General features: G+C 46.1%; 18 protein-coding genes and 1 pseudogene. 8 read left to right on the top strand and 11 right to left on the bottom strand.

Annotated features, from left to right (window positions below; translation table 11 throughout):
- The first annotated feature begins 109 nt into the window (after positions 1–109).
- Positions 110–1,012: a DUF3530 family protein gene (locus KO533_RS05525; RefSeq protein ID WP_219253206.1), complete on the top strand. Its 903-nt coding sequence runs from the start codon at positions 110–112 to the stop codon at positions 1,010–1,012.
- Positions 1,013–1,047: 35 nt separating this feature from the next.
- Here KO533_RS05525 and KO533_RS05520 read toward each other — a convergent pair whose 3' ends face one another.
- Positions 1,048–1,854 (bottom strand): crotonase/enoyl-CoA hydratase family protein, encoded by an 807-nt coding sequence (locus KO533_RS05520; protein WP_131523955.1) that lies wholly within the window; start codon positions 1,852–1,854, stop codon positions 1,048–1,050.
- 562 nt (positions 1,855–2,416) lie between these two features.
- On the opposite strand from KO533_RS05520, the gene KO533_RS05515 reads away from it, so the two are divergent.
- Positions 2,417–3,412: a response regulator gene (locus KO533_RS05515; RefSeq protein WP_028759518.1), complete on the top strand. Its 996-nt coding sequence runs from the start codon at positions 2,417–2,419 to the stop codon at positions 3,410–3,412.
- Between the two features lie 18 nt (positions 3,413–3,430).
- Positions 3,431–4,405 (top strand): sensor domain-containing diguanylate cyclase, encoded by a 975-nt coding sequence (locus KO533_RS05510; protein ID WP_131523954.1) that lies wholly within the window; start codon positions 3,431–3,433, stop codon positions 4,403–4,405.
- A gap of 82 nt (positions 4,406–4,487) precedes the next feature.
- On the opposite strand, the gene rraB is transcribed toward KO533_RS05510, so the two are convergent.
- The 6 genes from rraB to KO533_RS05480 all read right to left on the bottom strand — a co-directional run bounded on the left by rraB (position 4,488) and on the right by KO533_RS05480 (position 9,361).
- Complete coding sequence (gene rraB, locus KO533_RS05505; RefSeq protein WP_113939164.1) at positions 4,488–4,895, bottom strand: ribonuclease E inhibitor RraB; 408 nt, start codon at positions 4,893–4,895, stop codon at positions 4,488–4,490.
- Between the two features lie 306 nt (positions 4,896–5,201).
- Entirely contained in the window at positions 5,202–5,945 is a 744-nt protein-coding gene (locus KO533_RS05500) for a 1-acylglycerol-3-phosphate O-acyltransferase (protein ID WP_219253204.1), read from the bottom strand.
- Positions 5,946–6,107: 162 nt separating this feature from the next.
- Positions 6,108–6,908 (bottom strand): metal ABC transporter permease, encoded by an 801-nt coding sequence (locus tag KO533_RS05495; RefSeq protein WP_219253202.1) that lies wholly within the window; start codon positions 6,906–6,908, stop codon positions 6,108–6,110.
- 4 nt (positions 6,909–6,912) lie between these two features.
- Positions 6,913–7,821, bottom strand: coding sequence for a zinc ABC transporter substrate-binding protein (locus KO533_RS05490; RefSeq protein WP_173913152.1), 909 nt, complete (start codon positions 7,819–7,821; stop codon positions 6,913–6,915).
- Positions 7,805–8,989 carry a hypothetical protein gene (locus tag KO533_RS05485; protein ID WP_105250297.1) on the bottom strand — a complete coding sequence of 395 codons (1,185 nt, stop codon included), beginning with the start codon at positions 8,987–8,989 and terminating at the stop codon, positions 7,805–7,807. Before KO533_RS05485 ends, KO533_RS05490 begins: the two co-directional genes overlap by 17 nt.
- 81 nt (positions 8,990–9,070) lie before the next feature.
- Positions 9,071–9,361 (bottom strand): ABC-type zinc uptake system zinc chaperone, encoded by a 291-nt coding sequence (locus KO533_RS05480; RefSeq protein ID WP_219253201.1) that lies wholly within the window; start codon positions 9,359–9,361, stop codon positions 9,071–9,073.
- A 288-nt stretch (positions 9,362–9,649) separates the two neighbouring features.
- Here KO533_RS05480 and KO533_RS22750 point away from each other — a divergent pair, with 288 nt between their 5' ends.
- Positions 9,650–9,775: a hypothetical protein gene (locus KO533_RS22750; RefSeq protein ID WP_105250299.1), complete on the top strand. Its 126-nt coding sequence runs from the start codon at positions 9,650–9,652 to the stop codon at positions 9,773–9,775.
- A gap of 146 nt (positions 9,776–9,921) precedes the next feature.
- On the opposite strand, the gene KO533_RS05475 is transcribed toward KO533_RS22750, so the two are convergent.
- Positions 9,922–10,251 (bottom strand): hypothetical protein, encoded by a 330-nt coding sequence (locus KO533_RS05475; RefSeq protein ID WP_113939169.1) that lies wholly within the window; start codon positions 10,249–10,251, stop codon positions 9,922–9,924.
- A 234-nt stretch (positions 10,252–10,485) separates the two neighbouring features.
- Here KO533_RS05475 and KO533_RS05470 point away from each other — a divergent pair, with 234 nt between their 5' ends.
- Positions 10,486–12,144: a mechanosensitive ion channel family protein gene (locus KO533_RS05470; RefSeq protein WP_219253198.1), complete on the top strand. Its 1,659-nt coding sequence runs from the start codon at positions 10,486–10,488 to the stop codon at positions 12,142–12,144.
- Positions 12,145–12,228: 84 nt separating this feature from the next.
- Here the strand turns inward: KO533_RS05470 and KO533_RS05465 are convergent, their stop codons facing one another.
- Entirely contained in the window at positions 12,229–13,941 is a 1,713-nt protein-coding gene (locus KO533_RS05465; RefSeq protein ID WP_219253196.1) for a formate--tetrahydrofolate ligase, read from the bottom strand.
- A 167-nt stretch (positions 13,942–14,108) separates the two neighbouring features.
- Here KO533_RS05465 and KO533_RS22835 point away from each other — a divergent pair.
- Positions 14,109–14,207, top strand: a pseudogene (locus KO533_RS22835) (oxidoreductase); the annotation flags it as partial.
- An 80-nt stretch (positions 14,208–14,287) separates the two neighbouring features.
- Here KO533_RS22835 and KO533_RS05460 read toward each other — a convergent pair.
- Positions 14,288–15,118, bottom strand: a complete 831-nt coding sequence (locus tag KO533_RS05460) for a MaoC/PaaZ C-terminal domain-containing protein (RefSeq protein ID WP_081729006.1) — start codon at positions 15,116–15,118, stop codon at positions 14,288–14,290.
- A 678-nt stretch (positions 15,119–15,796) separates the two neighbouring features.
- On the opposite strand from KO533_RS05460, the gene KO533_RS05455 reads away from it, so the two are divergent.
- Positions 15,797–16,570: a methyltransferase domain-containing protein gene (locus tag KO533_RS05455; protein ID WP_173247606.1), complete on the top strand. Its 774-nt coding sequence runs from the start codon at positions 15,797–15,799 to the stop codon at positions 16,568–16,570.
- Positions 16,571–16,603: 33 nt separating this feature from the next.
- Here KO533_RS05455 and KO533_RS05450 read toward each other — a convergent pair whose 3' ends face one another.
- Positions 16,604–17,506, bottom strand: coding sequence for a TraB/GumN family protein (locus KO533_RS05450; RefSeq protein ID WP_173247609.1), 903 nt, complete (start codon positions 17,504–17,506; stop codon positions 16,604–16,606).
- Positions 17,507–17,554: 48 nt separating this feature from the next.
- Between KO533_RS05450 and KO533_RS05445 the strand changes: the two genes are divergently transcribed.
- Positions 17,555–17,863: a prephenate dehydrogenase gene (locus KO533_RS05445; RefSeq protein WP_105250305.1), complete on the top strand. Its 309-nt coding sequence runs from the start codon at positions 17,555–17,557 to the stop codon at positions 17,861–17,863.
- Positions 17,864–18,002: the final 139 nt, after the last annotated feature.

Below are 18,002 nucleotides of genomic sequence, written 5' to 3'. Positions count from 1 at the left end.
CAGTGGCAGGCGCAATTCTTTGGCGAGGAAAATTCACTTTTTGGTAATTGTTCAGGTTATACTCAAACACTGATGAATTTATGAGACTACACAGGTGGTTATCAATTCTATGCCGCGCATTCTTTCACTCCTCTTTTGCCTCATTCTCGGCATCACAACCATCGCTACCTACGCGGCAGACACGACAACCACTCCGCCAACATCTGCGCCAGCCGAAATCAGTGCCAAAAAGTCGAATAACAGCTATCTACCCACAAATGAAATTAAACAAATCACGATTGATAATCAGCCCTACGATTTGTTAGTGCGACCATGGGAAGGTAAAAAGAAACTCGGTGCGGCGATAATCCTGCCCGCCACCAATGGTACCGCAGACGCGCCTGGATTGATGGCGTTTGTACGCCGCAATATCAATCCTGCCGGTTGGGCCAGCTTAAGTTTAACTCCGCCAACTGAAATGCCCACAGCTAACTTTGCTACCGCCGCTACTGAAGTGACCTCGCCTGGCGCCGCGCAATTAAGCTCACCGTCCAACAAACCAAGCCCTAAAATCAAGCCCGAAGATAACAGCAAGCACCAGCAAGAGCAGGAAGATTTTCTCGTCAAAAGCATGTCGCAGTTAGATGCCGTCGGTGCAGATTATGCGGGAAAACGTATTTTGATCACCGCCGACCAAAGTGCAGGATTATTGATTAGCCTATTAAGCCAGAAGAAGATTGCCGATCCTGATGTGCTGATTGTCATCAATCCCTATCGTGAGGACGAACAGCGTAATCAAGCACTCGCAGAACAACTAGCAAAACTTACGCTGCCCATTTTAGATATTCAATCGCCAGACGGTCACCCAGCCTCATTGGAGACGGCCGACAATCGCAAAAAACTCGCGGTGACCTTAGAAAGCCCTAACTATCGCCAAACTACCCTAGCGCTCAATTTAGATAACGAGAGCGCATGGCAGAATTGCTTAAATGCGATTAAAGGCTTTTCAGCCCGAATGAGCGGCGCGCAGTAAAAACGGCGATTCAAACTAATTCAGACAAAATAGCATTACCAACCCGATTGGCGATCCCGATAGGGTTTCTGCGGATCTTTCAGCTGACGCGTCGCCGCTATCTTGCTATTTTTGCCTAACAATAACCGAATCTGACTAATAGACTCGCGGCACAGTAGACTACGGATAGAAGCAGTCCAACTGCGATTAATGCTAAGTTTGATGGCCGCAGCCGCATCCGGTGAGGTTTGCATCAGTTGCCGCGCCAATTGCTCAGCGGCTTCCATGGGCGTCTCACTCACTTGTGTCACGAGTCCTAAGGCCAGCGCTTCATGACTCTCCAGCACTTTTGCCGTCAGGCTAAGTAACATGGCTTGATCCTTAGGCATAATTTGCCTTAATGCGACTAAACCCGCCATATCAGGCACGAGTCCCCATTTCGCTTCCATGATAGATAACTTACTGTCGTGGCTAGCAATACGCACATCTGCGCCTAAAGCGATCTGCATACCGCCGCCATAGCAACAGCCCTCAAGCACGGCAATCACTGGCACAGGCAAGGTTTGCCAACCTAGTGACACCCGCTGTGCCAAATTCGCATTCCCCGGCAAACCCTTAAACAGTAACTTAACTGCCTGCATAGGTGCCGACATCACGCTTTTGACATCGAGCCCAGAGCTAAAATGCCCACCCGCTCCCGAGAGGATCACGGCTCGCACCGCACGATTGGATTTAATACTTTTAATCGCACAGTCAAGCTCACTAAACATTAAATAGTTAATAGCATTCATTTTTTCAGGACGATTAAGCAACACGTAGGCGATACCATCATCGATTTTAACTTGTACACTTTGGCCACTCATGAAATATCCCGTTACTGGTCAGTCCAGAATAAATGTTAACACGTTTGGCATAATTCACTAAAAGATATAACATGAGCCTGTTTTTTGACTTAAGTCAAAATATTGCCAATTCCATCATGGATTGAAGGTAACTTATGTTAGGCTGTCATCACTACGTGCAGTAATCCTAATGTATTTTTCGATTAGATAGCCTTAGCAAGCTCAATAATTAAGCGTATTTAACCGCTAGCTATTTAACTGCTAATAACCGACACCAGTATCGCAATGCTACCTGCAGCGAAGGATGATTGGGCAGCAATATATGGATTCTATAGTCCTTTTTTAGTCACTATATCCTTGTTATTTACTAAACATTAGCTAGTTCGATTTAAGATTCTGCATGATTTGATTCAACAATGATTCAAATTTTAATGCCATCAGAAAATATAAATTTATCAATGATATCTATAATTTACATATAAAAGATATTAATCAGACTTGCCCGAAGAACGCAATTCGTCAGTCAGACCTAAAAAATAAGTGTTATCTTCAATAAATGGGCAAATAAGGATCACTAGTCAGCATGTCAATATCTGTACTCATCTGTGACGATTCCGCCATGGCACGTAAGCAAATGGCCCGCACACTCCCCAAAGAGTGGGATGTGGAAATAACTTATGCGACCAATGGTGCCGAAGGCCTTGATGCCATCCGCGCTGGAAAAGGCGAAGTGGTGTTTCTCGATCTCAACATGCCTGTAATGGACGGTTATGAAGTACTGCAAACCGTGCAGCAACAGGACTTACCCGCGCTGATTATTGTGGTATCCGGCGATATTCAAATCAAAGCTCACGAGCGGGTTAAAGCCTTGGGTGCGTTAGATTTTATTCAAAAACCGGTGAGCGCCGATGCCATCAGCAACATTTTACAAGATTACGGCATCTTAACGCTGACGCAGAAAGATCTCACCGACGAAGTCCCGATGATCAAAGTCGACATGCGCGACGCTTGCCAAGAAATAGCCAACGTTGCCATGGGACGCGCCGCCGATCTGTTAGCTAAGTTACTCGATGTATTCGTGTTACTACCTATCCCTAATGTGAACGTGCTTGAAGTCAGTGAGTTAACCATGGCGCTCAAAGCCACGGAAGAAAGCTCAACTGTATCAGCGCTCTGCCAAGGTTTTATCGGTGCGGGTATTGCGGGAGAAGCCCTGCTTTTGTTCCATGATTCCAGCTTTAAAGACATGGCCAAGTTGATGGGATTAGCTAATCCAGAAGACAAAAATACTGAGATAGAAGTCCTGATCGATACTGGAAACGTGCTGATAGGCGCTTTCCTTAACGGCATTTCTGAACAGCTCGATATGAAATTTAGTCAGGCTCACCCTGTCGTGCTGGGACGGCACTGCACGGTTAACGATCTGATCCATGATAATTCAGAGAAATGGCACCGAACTTTGGCAATGGAGATCAACTATCGGATTGAAGATCATAATATTCAATGCGATTTGCTACTGCTCTTCACCGAGGATTCTATCCCCACACTTAGCTATAAACTCGGCTATTTACTCGATTAACCAGTTGGATTTTATCCTATGTCAAATGACCAAAGCGCAATGAACGAACTACACTGGCTCATCGATATGGTACAAACCATAGAGGTGGGATTAGTGGTATTAGATCGCCATTACAATATCCAGCTGTGGAACGGTTTTATGGAGAATCACAGCGGTGTTTCCCCTAATTCAATCAAAGGTCAAAACCTATTTACCCGCTTCCCCGATCTGCCTGCCACTTGGTTAAAGCAGAAAATGGAATCGGTTTTCATGCTTAAAAACCGTGCTTTTATCAGCTGGGAACAACGTCCGTACGTTTTCCAATTTAAAAACTATCGCCCGATTACAGGCCGTGCAGACTATATGTACCAGAACGTGACCCTGCTGCCACTGGCATCGCTCACGGGACAAGTGACCCATATCAGTGTGATTATTTATGACGTGACAGATATCGCCATCAACAAATTGCAACTTAAAGCTGCCAACGAGCAACTCGAACGCCTGAGCCAAACCGATGGTCTAACTCAGTTACACAACCGTCGTCATTGGCAAGAGTGTTTAGACCACGAGTACGACTTGTATGCCCGCTACTCAGGTATAGCAAGTTTAGTCATGATAGATATCGATAACTTTAAACATATCAACGACAGCTATGGTCATGTGGCGGGTGATAAAGTCATTCAGCATATTGCGCACTTACTCAGCCAATCCTTACGTGATACCGACTGTGCAGGGCGTTATGGCGGCGAAGAATTTGCGGTTGTATTGCCTAAAACCAGCGGCGCAGATGCGATGAACTTTACCGAGCGACTCAGAGAGAAAATCGCCGCATCCGTCATAGTGTATGAAAGCCTTAAGATTACTGTAACGGTAAGTTTAGGCGTATGTGAAATTGGCTCCCATATTACCAGCAGTTCTAGCTGGATCTCCTGCTCCGATAAAGCCCTGTACGAAGCGAAACAAAAAGGCCGTAACTGCAGTGTTTTACATACGAGTAAAACAAGTAAATCCTAAATATACCCAATAAAAATGCCCATCAATGATGGGCATTTTTATTTAAAACAAGTGAAGATTAAACTCGAGATCCGCTAACGAATTAATGAGGAAAACCATCATCTTCTTCGTCTTCATCTTCTTCGTCATCCATTTCATCGCCGACGAAATAGGTACCCCAACCGTCATATTCCACTTTCTGCTTTACTGCTAATTGCAGCAATTGCTCGGCCGCTTTGTCCAGTAATTCAACATCCAGTTTGTGGTGTGCGACAGCATCGAAACAGAAGATTATTGAACCATCCTCCAGTTCCATTTCTTCGGCATCATTCACCTCAAAACCTAATTTGAAGGCATCCACAGCCGCTTTTTCAAGACGGTCAAAATTGGTCGATGAAAAGTGATGCTCAATAACATATTCCGCATCAGGCTCTGAGCCATCGTCAAGCAAGGCTTGCACTATGTCACGATTCTCTGCAAGTTGGGCTTTTAACTGACTTTCAATAGACATGGATTTGTCTCCGTTAAGGTAAATCTGGCTCAAATTGGCATTATACCCAAACAACCTGAAGATGCAGGATTCAGCGGGAATTTAACGCACTTTAGGCAAGGCGGTTATTTGCAGACATAGCGGGCTAAGTTAAAAATAACCAACTCAGCATAAAGTGCTTTAAAACCCGCCGGGACGGAGCGCCTAGGGCACTCCATTTCCGTGTTGCATCAATTCAAAAGGTGACCGACATTCTTTCATTGATGCGCCTTGAATTGAAGCACCCTAGGCGCTCTGAAACTCGTATCTTCAGGTAGCTTGGGTATATTATACGTCATCACTCGCGAGAGTTTTACCCATAAGTGCTGCCGCTTCTTGATTTATCTCAGCAAATCTCGCCGACATGCTGGCATGGATTTGCGCAGAGAAGTTTTTCACATCGGCTTTATCTAAACCTGCGGTAGGCACAGGTGCCATCATATCGATGATGACGACACCATTATTCCAGCGATTTAACTTAATATGGCTCTGACACGAAGCAACCACTGGTACCACTGGCACTCCCGCCGCGATTGCGGTATGAAAAGCGCCAGCCTTAAAGGGTAATAAACCCCGCCCACGTGAGCGGGTTCCTTCGGGAAATATCCACACAGACAACCGACTTTGCTTAATTTTTTCAACTGTCTTGGCCATAGTATCGAAGGCACTGTGACGATTTTTACGGTCAATAAGAATATTTCCCGACAGCCAATAAATTTGGCCGAACAGCGGCATCCACGCCAAACTCTTCTTGCCCAAACTCACTGTACCTTTAGGAACTGCTGTCGTATGAGTAAAGAGATCAAAGTTATTCTGATGATTTGCTAAGAAAATATACGGGCCGTCCTGCACATCTTCGTGCCGGCGAACAATCACTTTAATCCCAAGGATTGGCGCAACCGATGAGAAGATCTTGGCGAACATATGTACATTGTCGCGATGGCGAGGCCTTAATAAACACACTAAGCCACCAAAAATAAAGGCAAGCAACAAAGATACCGCCAACAACATAGATCTGACGATTAAAAGCACGATTTACTCCGACTGTAAAAGTGGCGACAGTATAGCCACCATGGCTTTGGGACTCAATATATTGTTTACATCTGTAAGCTGACTTGCTAACAAGCAAGCAAAAAAAGCCCATCGATATACTGAACCTCCAGTGTATCGATGGGCTTTAAGATTAATATCGAACTAAGCGTGGTGCTTGGGTAGGATTTCAGGCTCAGTTGCCTGAGGTGAGACTTTACTTAACACAAAGCGGATCACTAAGGCACTCACGGCCAAAGTCGCGACAATTGCCGCACCACTAGGGAGATCTAATGTCGCCGACAGAACTAAGCCCAAAACATAGCCCAGTAAACCTACGAGGTAAGCGTAAAATAGCCGACCTTTACCACGGTACTTGTTCAACGCTAAAGCTGGCAATATCAAGGTGCTGAACACCAGATAAACACCTACTAATTCAACCGATAAGGTAATCACTAGCGCAAATAGCAGATAAAATCCTGCCCCGTCCAACATCTGGGGGCGTAGGAATATCGCTAATAACACCAGTGAATACACTACGGCCGGCAAAATCAGTTGTGACCAACTCACCCACAGGATCTGACCTGACATCAATTGCTTTAACAACTCGGCGCCATGTGGGTCGTTTGCCAGCAACAGCATTGCGGCTACCGCAGACAAGACGTAAAAGCAGCCAATCATAGCCTCTAACTCACCCGCCATCCGCTTAGCTAACCAAGCGATAAAACCTGCACCAGCAAGGGCAAATACAGCGGGCATCCACACATTAGCAAACGGCATGTCTTCTAATCTGTGGTCCATGTGAGCGACGATGGCACCTAAGGCTGCAACTTGCGCTATCGCTAAATCGATAAAGATGATGCCACGCTTAAGCACTTGTCTCCCAAGTACAATATGCGTCGACAACACTAAGATCCCCGCTGCCAATGCAGGTAACAGAATCGACATCAGCTCAAGATCAAACATAGGTTTATTTCACTCCATTTAAGAGGGAAATCACGCTGTCATACAGGCTAAATAAATCTTGGCTCTTATCATTCCCCCCCACAGACATAGGCAGCATTACCACGGGCAAGTTCGCTTTTTCACCCAGCCATTTTGCACCGCGCTCATCCTGATAAGATGCTACAACCACGGCCAGAATATCCCCTTGTTCGGCGCGCGTCAGCAGACTCGCTAAGTGGCCGCTAGTGGGAGCTAAACCCGGTTTAGGCTCTAAATCCGCCACTTGCTCGATACCAATCCAGTTGAATAAATATCTGAAGCTTGAGTGGTAAGCGATCACTTTTTTACCTTGTAATCCCTTAGCTTGCGCTTCCCAACGCGGGACAGCTGCTTGCCAGCGAGTGGTAAAATCTGCCAGTGATTGTTGATAATCGGCCGCACCAGCAGGATCTAACTGAGTCAGCTTAGCACTCAATGCCGTGGCGACTTTTAACAGTCGCGTCGGGTCAAAATGAATATGTGGATTGCCTTGAGCATGCACATCCCCCATGCTGCGATCGACACTGGCCAGTTTATCTAAGGTCTCGATTTGATCGGCAGCGAAAAATAAGCCTTGCTCGGTCGAGCGCACTTTTGCGTTTGCCGACTTCATCTGCAGCATAGGCAACCAACCCACTTCAAGATCGGCACCTGCGCACACCACAAGATCCGCCTGACGCATTTTAGCGATCAAACTCGGACGCGCCTGCACTTGGTGAGGGTCTTGTAATGCCGTCGTTGCCGAATAGATGCTAGCCGTTGGAGCAAGCTCCTTGGTCAATGCCGCGTATTCAGGTTCACAGGCAAACACATTCAGCTCGGCATGGGCCAAACCAGTATAAGTGACAGATAAGGCCACTGCGGCCAATTTAGCTAAATTAGAATTGATGCGCACCGTGAGCCCCCAGAGACATAATGTATTGAATAGTGAAGATGTTATCGTCTTCTATTCCATCGAAATTAGTACCCTTTTGATTGGTATACTGGAAACGAACCGTCGAGAAGTGGCTAGAATGCCAAGCCAAACTCACCTCAGATTCCTTCAACTTTTGCCCATGAAAATGATCGCCATGGAGCTCTTGCGTATCAGCTTCACCGTAACGCACACCCGCTGACCAGCTCGGCGTGAATTGGTACACACTGCTCAGATACCAACCTTGGTGGTAATCTTGGCTCGGAGCATCCTCAGGATGTAAATCGATAGGTGTAAAATCGCTCACGCGATAGTACTCACCGCTCACAGTGAGATTTTGATATTTGTAGTTACCGTTAGGCGCCCACTTATAAACAAAATCAGCACCATAGGTATTTTTACCTGTGTAAGATGCGGCATGGCTATGACCTTCGTGCTCATCACCATGGGCATGCTCATCTTCATGTTCCCCTTCTTCATGGGCAGTCACTTGGCCATTTTCGTTGCGCAAGTAACTCAACCCCGCTTGCCATGAGCTGTTATCACCTATGTCGCCACCAATTTTTGAGTACAAGGTATAAACGCCGACCTTCTTAAACTCACGCTCACCATGCTCATCGGCAGCACGTAAACTATCGCCCTTAAAGGCTTCAACACCCATGGTCCAATACAAGTCCGTCGGCGCTACGTAGTTAAAACGTATACCGTCATCAAAATAATGTCCCCCTAAGAATGCACGGTAAACCACAGGACGGTCGGTGAAAGAATCAGTATGTAAATGTTGGTTATTGAGGTAACCAATGTCCGATAAGAAACGACCACCACGGATAGAAAACCCCGCTGGCATCGCCATGGTTTGAATAAAGGCTTCTTCCAGATTCAGTTCCGTCTCACCGTCATGCATTTCAACTACTGCGGTGATTTTACCGTAAAACATATCATCGATATTGGCACTCATCGCCAGTTCAGTTTCACCTAAACCAAAGCCATCTGGACTCTCGGCTAATGGGCGTTCTCCCGTCTGATAATATCCATTTAGCACACCACTGATATTAGGGTTGGTCAAGCTCGAGTCTTCTGCAAATAAGCTAGGCGAAACGAGCGCACACGCCAAAGCCACCAAAGAAATTCGGGTATTTAAAACAGTCATGATATCTCCAAAATACAACTAGCACTCGACGACCGATATAAAGTCATCAAGAAATACAATAAGTTAAAATTTTAAGTTGATTTAGAGAGCGAGGGGAGGCGCACGACTGCGATAAACACTGACGTGTTCAAAAATAGAGGAAGGTAAAATAAATTCGACCACATCGAAATGCTGTATAGCTAAATTCAGCGTCAGCGGATGGGTCAATAAAATCTTGTTGAGTTGGTGCTGATGGAAGCACAGGGTACAGTGAGTCTTAGCGCCATCATCAAGATGGGTCACACTATGGGCTGAGGCAGCAAGAGACAGCAATATCAGTACGGCAGCAAGCCATATCGAAATTGTGCGTCTAATGTGACTTTTAAGTCTCACTCAGTCGTCCCCATAGTTAAAAAGTTGCATAAGTCTATGTCAGTGCCATAGCAAGTTGCAATAAGGTAATCGCTTTGCAAAAGGTTACAAGATATTTGAGGTACCCAGTCTTACCAATAACTCCTTGTATCAATAGCGGTAGGATCTTGCGAGAACTCAGGTAAAAAAACGCATTTAAGATTAGCTTAAGTGAGTGTAACTATAGTGTATTTAGTTTTTATGTCTGCGAGCACAATGACGAAATCAAGCTCGATATGGCTCCGTTTTATCCACCTAAAGGCAACTATTATGCTAGCATTTTTTCGTGAAAACTTAGGGCTTATCTTAGGGATAGTCATCTTCAGCGCGGTGATATTTGGTGGTATTTATTACGTTGAGCACTCCTTAACGAGTCAAGAACAAGTCGTGCAGTAAACAAAGACTCATTAAGCGCGCCTGCAGTTCGCCCCTTAAATCCTCTTAGTTGCATTTTGAGCGCCTGCTAAAGGCGCTCAAATGATGTTCATCTCTGGAAAATTGTACCGCTGATTTTCCTATCCATGACGAATCCACTTATTAGCCTAACGATACTTCTGTCTTTGATCGCTATCATCGACTTGCTCGGGCGCTTCAATGGTGATGACTTGATCCATAAAATGGCTCACAAACAACAACATCAACGAAAAAATCATTACAGGGATCGCAAAATACCGCACAGAGGCATCAAAGTAACTGTATCCCGCCGTAAACACACTCAAATAAAATCCTAATAACTTGAGTTTAGCCAATGTTGGACTGCGGCCTAACCAAGCCGCACAATGGGGACAACGCACTTGAGCGTCGAAACCTTTGCCTCTTTGCTGGCTAATGTCACTGACCTTGATGTACTGATTACAATGGGAACACAACATGAAAACACGATTCCTAAATAACGATGCGCAAGTTTACCAGATACCGACTAGAGTTCGGCCTGTAAATACCCAAAATGTCGGAAAAAGCAGATAAAGCACCGCACTCAAGGTTAAGCTCAAATCAACCCTTCCCTAAAAAGTTTAATTCCAAGGGCTATTTCACTCGCAGATATTTTACAGTAGATCCGGCAACATCTATCATACTCAGACATATTTCTACTTAAGATCACTCCTATGCACCGCTACCTCGCTCTCGTGTTTGCCCTGCTAATACCACTACTGAGCCTTTCATCCCAAGCGCAAACTGAACCTGTCGCTGCAACCGAAAGCCCATTAAGCACTCCTGTAACGCTCAAGGCAGAACTGGCAATGCTGCAACAGGCTATCGATACGGATATACGTAAACTAAAAAATGCCAAAGGCGAATTGAAGACAATTGTTGAATATCGAATTCAAAACAAAACCTTACAGTTACGTAATAAGATTAAAGATCTGCTCGAAGCAACGCCAATCGACAAGGCTTTTCTACAACCATTAATCCAAGGACAACTTAACTACATCCAACAAATTGATGCTTATATCGATGACAACATTAGTAAATTGGAACAGCAATTAGGTTCGAGCACAGATGATGCGACTCTGCTGGAAATATCAAAGCGCGAATTAGAAAAAGACACCTATTACAAGCAACAACTCGAGACGCTCACTTGGCTCGAACAAGTTGGCCAAGATATTAGCGAAGCACAAAAATCACTGATGCAAATTTTAGTTGCTCGTGCCGATACGCTAGAAAGTTTAGTGACTTATACCCAGCAACAACTACAAGCAGCAATCGATACCGCAACCAATGCAGGTAAAGATGTCACTTCGGCGCAAACCAGCCAAGTAATGATGCTAAAGGAACGCTTAGCACAAAATAGTCAGAGCTTAAATATCGACATCAGCCTACTCGACGCCTTAGGCCATGATACCGCCGCGCTGAAAAAGACACTCTTTAGTGTTTCAGGTGATATCACTCAAGATGTGTTGAACTTTGATGTGGCATCAAGCCTCGTTGAGCAGTGGCTAAATACGGCACAAGAACAAGCGATTAATCACGGCCCAACCGTCGTGTTTAAGTTATTTGTTTTCTGTTTGATCTTGTTTATTGCGGGTCTCGCCGGCAAGTTAGCCAAACAGATAGTGAAAAATACCGTTAGCAATTCTAAGTTGAATTTAAGTAAGTTATTACAAGACTTCTTCACCTCGCTATCAGGTAAAGCCGTCTTTACTATCGGGCTGTTAATCGCCCTTTCACAGCTTGGGATCGAACTTGGTCCCCTGCTCGCAGGCTTTGGTATCGCGGGGGTTATTATTGGTTTTGCCCTGCAAGATACCCTGTCGAATTTCGCCTCAGGCATGATGATCTTAATTTACCGTCCCTATGATGTGGGCGATTTGATCAACGCCGCTGGCGTCACCGGACGCGTCAGTCACATGAGCCTTGTCTCCACCACGATTAAAACCATGGATAACCAACGTCTTATTATTCCTAATAATAAGATTTGGGGTGACACAATTAACAACATCACAGCTGAGCATCAACGTCGAGTCGATATGACCTTTGGGATCAGTTATAGCGACAGCATCGAACAGGCTGAAGCGATTCTCAAGTCCATCGTCGAAGCGCATCCTAAGGTACAACCATTGCCAGAACCGACGATTAAACTACATCTATTGAGCGAATCTTCGGTCGACTTTATCGTTCGCCCTTGGGCAAAACCGGAAGATTACTGGGAAGTGTATTGGGACATTACCCGCGAAGTGAAAATGCGCTTTGACGCCGAAGGGATCAGTATTCCCTTCCCACAGCGTGATGTGCATATCTATCAAACTACGAAATCACCGCTTTAAACCAGCGTTAAATGAGAGAAGAAGGGCGTTGCAATGAGCTCGCCCTTATTTTTATCTCTGGCCTATAAATCTCTGCATCAAGTGTTAGCCTAAGCCGACTATCTCACCTTGCGCATCAATATCAATTTTTAAGTAACCCGGTTTCAGCCCAAGTCCTGGCATAGTCATCACATTCCCCACCAAGGCGGTGATAAACCCCGCACCAGCATGCAAGACTAAACCCCGCACTGGGATCTCAAAGTCCTGAGGAACGCCCTTTAAGCTAGGATCGTGACTAATTGATAACGGCGTTTTGGCCATACACAGGGGCAAATGTTCATAACCTAATACGGTCAGCTGCTGCGCCTGTTGTTTGGCCTCGATAGAAAGGCTAACGCCCGCTGCGCCATACCCCACTTCGGCTAAGGTGGATAACTTAGCCTCCAATGAGGCTTCATCTGAATATAACAGCTTGAACTGACTCTCGGTTTCAGCGGCGCGAATCACAGTCTGCGCTAAGGCGACAGCGCCCGCCTCCCCTTGGCTAAAAGCATCGCTGACCTCACAGCCAAAGGCGCTGCTCGCGTTAACAGCCGCAGTTAGCCATTGCAACTCGGCATCAGTGTCAGTGGCGAAACGGTTAATGGCAACCACCACAGGAATACCATAGCGAGCCACATTGTTGATATGCCAGTTTACATTTGCAAAGCCTGCTTCGAGTCGAGCATGATCTGGTAGATTGATATCTGACTCAGACACCAAACCACTATTGGCCTTCAGCGCTTTTAAAGTAGTGACCAGCACAGCGGCAGCGGGCACCTGACCCGATTGACGCACCTTGATATTACAGAACTTTTCAAAGCCCATATCTGAGCCAAAACCAGCTTCAGTCACCACAAAATCCGCCAGTCTGAGGGCAATATCATCAGCAATAATGGATGAATTACCGTGGGCTATATTGGCAAAGGGTCCCGCATGGATCAGGCAAGGTGAACCATTTAAAGTCTGCATTAACGTCGGCTTTATCGCATCCGCCATGATGGCCGTCATCGCACCAGCGACACCTAAGTCTTCGGCGGTAATCACTTGCCCTTGGGTATTTAACGCCAGCACTAGACGACCGATTCGCGCCCGCATATCTGCCAAATTATGACTTAAGGCTAAAATCGCCATTAACTCAGAGGCGGCGGTGATATCAAAACTGGATGCGTACTCTGGGCCATTATTATCGCCTAAGCCCACCTGGATTTGCCTAAGACAGCGATCGTTGTGATCGACCACTCGGTGCCAACGGATCTCACTGGGATCGATATCCAAAAACGCTTGCCCAGATTGCGCCTCAAATTCCGCCTTACCTAAGCGCGCTTCATGAAATAGCCGCGCCGCAATCGCCGCAGCCCCTAAATTGTGGGCACTGCTCACGGCATGAATATCACCCGTGAGATGCAAATTCATCTCCTGCATGGGTACCACTTGCGCATAACCGCCACCCGCAGCGCCACCTTTCACCCCAAATACAGGCCCCATGCTGGGCTGGCGAATACAGGCACAGGCCTTTTTGCCTATGGCATTTAACGATTGCGTTAAGCCAATGCTCGTCACTGTTTTACCTTCGCCGTGTGGCGTAGGCGTAACTGCGGTGACGATAATCAATTTGCCTTTGCGCTGCCCAGCCAAACGCTGCAACACACTGAGCTCGACCTTGGCTTTAGTGTGACCAAATAGCATCATCTCTTCGGGTAATAGACCTAAGTCGGCGCCCAGTTCATTAATGTCTTTTAGGCTAGCGCGATTCGAAATATCCATATCTGTCAACATGCGTCGATTTCTCCCTTTCAAATACGCTTTGGTTTAGTATGAGGGGTTGCTAAGCACAACACTCATTGAATAGGGCGGATATTAGGTGATTGGCTTTAAGATATATAGCCGTCGAAAGGGTTAATGAGCGATTCCTTAATCTGCATCAAATAATCTGCCCTGCGTCCGAGCGGCTCAAGAGTGCCGTTGCCTCAAATGAGATCCAGCTCGATCGCCAGCAATGGTTCAGTATCTGGCAGGCATCTATGGGTCACAGCGTACCTTGATTTTTGTTTCTCAAAAGCAACAACCATAAACAACCACGGCGCCAGAAGGCGCCGTTGTTGTATGTATTATTGAGTGCGGCTTAAAACTGCACATCGCCACTTAAATGGGGGCGACGGCCTTTGCTGTCACGTAATTCAAATACCATATTATTAGCATTCTGCTCATAGCCAAATCCAACATCGGCAGGCATCAAAAGTGGCAGCTTAAAGGTCACATCCACAGTGAATGGACGATCGCCAATACTTGGCATCAACTCTGCTAAACAACGGGCCTTAGACCACATGCCATGGGCGAGCACTCGATCAAAGCCAAAACGCTTTGAAAGCACGGGATGCAGATGGATCAAGTTATAGTCGCCAGATGCCTTAGCATAACGACGACCTAAATCTTCACTCAAACTCCAGCTTTGTGGTGTTTCCCATGCCATATCAATGGCTTTAGGTGGGCGAACGCGACGTCCAGCCACATCGATACGATATAAATAGGTGGATAACGATTCCCAGACGAGTTCTTCACCGACAAACGCCTTAGACACAAATTCAAACTCTAAGCCAGAATCCGTCTCGCGGCTCGTGGTCAAGGCGCACTCGAGGGAGAAAGTCTCGTCAACCGTCACAGGCCGATACACTTGAATGCGGTTCTTAAGGTGGATCATCCCAAGCAGTGGGAAAGTGATCCCATCGTGGGTAAAGATCACCGCATGCAGGCGAAATGCCATCACGTAGAGATAGGTTGGCGGTAAAACTTTACCGTCAAATTGAAAACCACACACCTGCGCATATTGGCTTACTTTAGCTTCAGACACAGTCACATGCGGCGCGGTCACCTTGATTTGGGGCAACGGCTGTTGATCCCAACCAGGCTTACGGCCAAAGAAGATCTTGCGATAAAGAGAAAACAGCGACGGCATCGCGTTCAATTCAACACAATATGCATTATTCAAGTCTGAGTACCTTTTAATTAACTATCCCTTGGCACAAAAATACATTGCCATAAATTACCCCGCACAGACGAGTAACGTCTGATCAATCAAGCTGATAACGAGTGTAAAACAGGCAGTGCTGCGTCTTAATAAGGGCTGATGCTGACTCTCCGAATGGACAACTATACCCAAACAACCTGAAAATGCAGGATTCAGCGGGAATTTAACGCACTTTAGGCAAGGCGGTTATTTGCGGACCTAGTGGACTAAGTTCAAAATAACCAACACAGCATAAAGTGCGTTAAAACCCGCCGGGACGGAGCGCCTAGGGCACTTCACTTCCGTGTTGCATCAATTCAAAAGGTGGCCGATATTCTGTCATTGATGCGCCTTGAATTGAAGCACCCTAGGCGCTCTGAAACTCGTATCTTCAGGTCGCTTGGGTATATAGAGTCAGGTTTGGCGAAAACGGCGTGATTATAACCCAGAGCACTGAGTTCTGTGTATCCCTAAGTTTAGTAGGAATAATTACTACAAATAAAATCAATAGATTAAAAATTAACGATGCAAATTTATCCATCTCAACTCGGCAATAACATCTCCAGAGTGCGAAAAATTTACGACTGTGCCACACTATCGTTCCACTCTCCTTAACCTAGTTATCACGTGCAAGATAAGAATTTTGATAAGCTCGCGCAAAAATTTGCGAAAAACATCTATGGTACGCCCAAGGGCGAAATTCGTGCCGCAGTGCTATGGCGCGACCTCGTCCCCGCGCTGGCAAAACTGGGGGATAAAAAACTCAGAGTATTAGATGCGGGCGGTGGTTTTGGTTACTTTAGCCAAAGATTAGCGCGCCTCGGCCACGAAGTTGTACTCTGCGATATCTCTGCTGAGATGCTGGCTCAAGCCAAAGAACAAATTGATGCCTCCCCTGAACCATTAGCTATCCAGCTTATCCATGCGCCTATCCAAGCATTATCGGTCGATAACCATGGTTATTTCGATATCATACTGTGTCATGCGGTCGTTGAATGGTTAACGGATGCTAAGCCAACTGTAGCAGGTTTACTTACTATGCTAAAACCCGGCGGATTATTCTCTTTGATGTTTTACAACAAAGAAGCCATGCGCTTTCATGCTTTAGTGTCGGGCAATTTCGATTACGTCGCCGCTGATTTAAAAGTGAAGAAGAAAGTGCGACTAACTCCCACTCATCCGCTTTATATTCAAGAAGTTAAAGATTGGTTTAGCGAATGGCAAATGTCACTCATCAGCCAGTCTGGCGTACGTGTAATCCACGACTATTTGAAAAAGAGTCAGCCTGCGGATTTCGACTATCACAAGCTGCTACAAATGGAGCTGGAGTACTCGCAACGCGAACCCTATATTTCCCTCGGCCGATATGTGCACTTTTTAGGGCAAAGCTCTGCAGTGTGAACGCGCGTCGTTACAAACGCGCTGCCTAAACGATTACTGACAAGTCTGTTTCCAGCAGGCGCTCACTTTGGCGCCTGCTTGCTCTAGCAATTGCACCACGCTTTTATCCCCCACCACATGGCCAGCACCAACCACCACAAACAAAGGTGAAGCCACATCAGTCGAGCCCATTAATTTTATAATGCCATCGGCCATCGCATGGTTTCGCTGCCAGAGGATTTTCTCTAGCATTTTAGTGTCGCCCTCGCCGCCCATTTGCTCCTGCATTATGGAATCAAGCTCAGTTTCATTACCTGAACGCCAAGCCGTTATTAACGATAAAAGCTCCGCATCCGATGCGCTAATCGCCTCACGCACCATAGACCACTGCTCTTGACTATTAAAAGACGCTAACAATTGAAATTGTGACTCGGCGGTTTCCAACGGATACACAGGCAAAGTCGCATATAGAGCCATCAACTGCATATCAACGCCATAATCCGTGCTGTAACCTAAGTCGTTATAACGCAATAAGTTAACTTGAGTAGCCTGCAACCAAGGTGCGAAAGATTGTATCGACTGACAAACATTTGCCGTGGCCGCGCAATAGGGCGTCATGCTCTCGACCGTTTGCTTATCTCGGCTCTGCCAATCTAAACCCTTAGTTTTATCGGCGCGGCCGTATTGTTGCAGTAAGGCTGTGCTATCGACTTTATTGATATCGACTTCTACAACTAAGCCCTTAGCTTTACCCAACGCGGTTTCAATTTGGGTGGGTAAAGGATAAAAGTCGGCACGTCCAATATGAATCGAACCCAGCAAATACGCGCTCTTGCCTTGCCATTGCACTTCATAAAATGGTGGTTTATCGGTTTCTGCACCCACCACTTTTGTGCTCAAACCCGCTAACGCCAGAAAACTGATTGATGCAATTAGTCGCCATTGGCTTGTTGCCATATCCTTTGCCCCTTATAATTCCTGCAAATTTTGCAATGAGACGCTGTTATGCCACATACCAAGGTTATAGAGCAACTGAAAGAAAATCTTCAAATCGCCTATCGCCAAGCCATAGACGCCGACGCTAAGTTAGATGAGCTAAAGAAAGCTGGCCATGGAAACTTCACCAGCATATTCACGGCAGAACAAGGTTTTATCGCTTCGAGTAATCGCTTTCTGCCCTATGTGCAAGAGTTGGTCGATGACTTAACTCGCATGGAAGAACATCAAACGCTCGATCCTAAAGAACTCGAAACCTATGTGCGTCAGTTAGGCGCATTACTGCAAACATTGCAGGCCTTTAAGAAGCAAAGCTAAACCGAGATTAGGAGCTGAAACTCACCTTAGATTTCAGCTCTTTCCATAGCATATCTAATCAAGCCCACCAACACAGATAGATAGCACTAAGCTTCCCCAAAACTGTCATCATTTTGTCATTTCTAAGTCATAGACTCCG

This window comes from Shewanella sp. NKUCC05_KAH (assembly GCF_019345585.1).
In the GTDB taxonomy this organism is placed as follows: domain Bacteria; phylum Pseudomonadota; class Gammaproteobacteria; order Enterobacterales; family Shewanellaceae; genus Shewanella; species Shewanella oncorhynchi.
The sequence above is the reverse complement of the archived record's forward strand: the minus strand, read 5'-3'. Positions and strand labels throughout refer to the sequence as shown.

Coding starts and splice junctions, on each gene's coding strand:
- KO533_RS05525 (WP_219253206.1), top strand. CDS start 110: ATGCCGCGCATTCTTTCACTCCTCTTTTGCCTCATTCTCGGCATCACA.
- KO533_RS05520 (WP_131523955.1), bottom strand. CDS start 1,854: ATGAGTGGCCAAAGTGTACAAGTTAAAATCGATGATGGTATCGCCTAC.
- KO533_RS05515 (WP_028759518.1), top strand. CDS start 2,417: ATGTCAATATCTGTACTCATCTGTGACGATTCCGCCATGGCACGTAAG.
- KO533_RS05510 (WP_131523954.1), top strand. CDS start 3,431: ATGTCAAATGACCAAAGCGCAATGAACGAACTACACTGGCTCATCGAT.
- rraB (WP_113939164.1), bottom strand. CDS start 4,895: ATGTCTATTGAAAGTCAGTTAAAAGCCCAACTTGCAGAGAATCGTGAC.
- KO533_RS05495 (WP_219253202.1), bottom strand. CDS start 6,908: ATGTTTGATCTTGAGCTGATGTCGATTCTGTTACCTGCATTGGCAGCG.
- KO533_RS05485 (WP_105250297.1), bottom strand. CDS start 8,989: ATGACTGTTTTAAATACCCGAATTTCTTTGGTGGCTTTGGCGTGTGCG.
- KO533_RS22750 (WP_105250299.1), top strand. CDS start 9,650: ATGCTAGCATTTTTTCGTGAAAACTTAGGGCTTATCTTAGGGATAGTC.
- KO533_RS05475 (WP_113939169.1), bottom strand. CDS start 10,251: ATGTTGTGTTCCCATTGTAATCAGTACATCAAGGTCAGTGACATTAGC.
- KO533_RS05470 (WP_219253198.1), top strand. CDS start 10,486: ATGCACCGCTACCTCGCTCTCGTGTTTGCCCTGCTAATACCACTACTG.
- KO533_RS05465 (WP_219253196.1), bottom strand. CDS start 13,941: ATGTTGACAGATATGGATATTTCGAATCGCGCTAGCCTAAAAGACATT.
- KO533_RS05460 (WP_081729006.1), bottom strand. CDS start 15,118: ATGCCGTCGCTGTTTTCTCTTTATCGCAAGATCTTCTTTGGCCGTAAG.
- KO533_RS05450 (WP_173247609.1), bottom strand. CDS start 17,506: ATGGCAACAAGCCAATGGCGACTAATTGCATCAATCAGTTTTCTGGCG.
- KO533_RS05445 (WP_105250305.1), top strand. CDS start 17,555: ATGCCACATACCAAGGTTATAGAGCAACTGAAAGAAAATCTTCAAATC.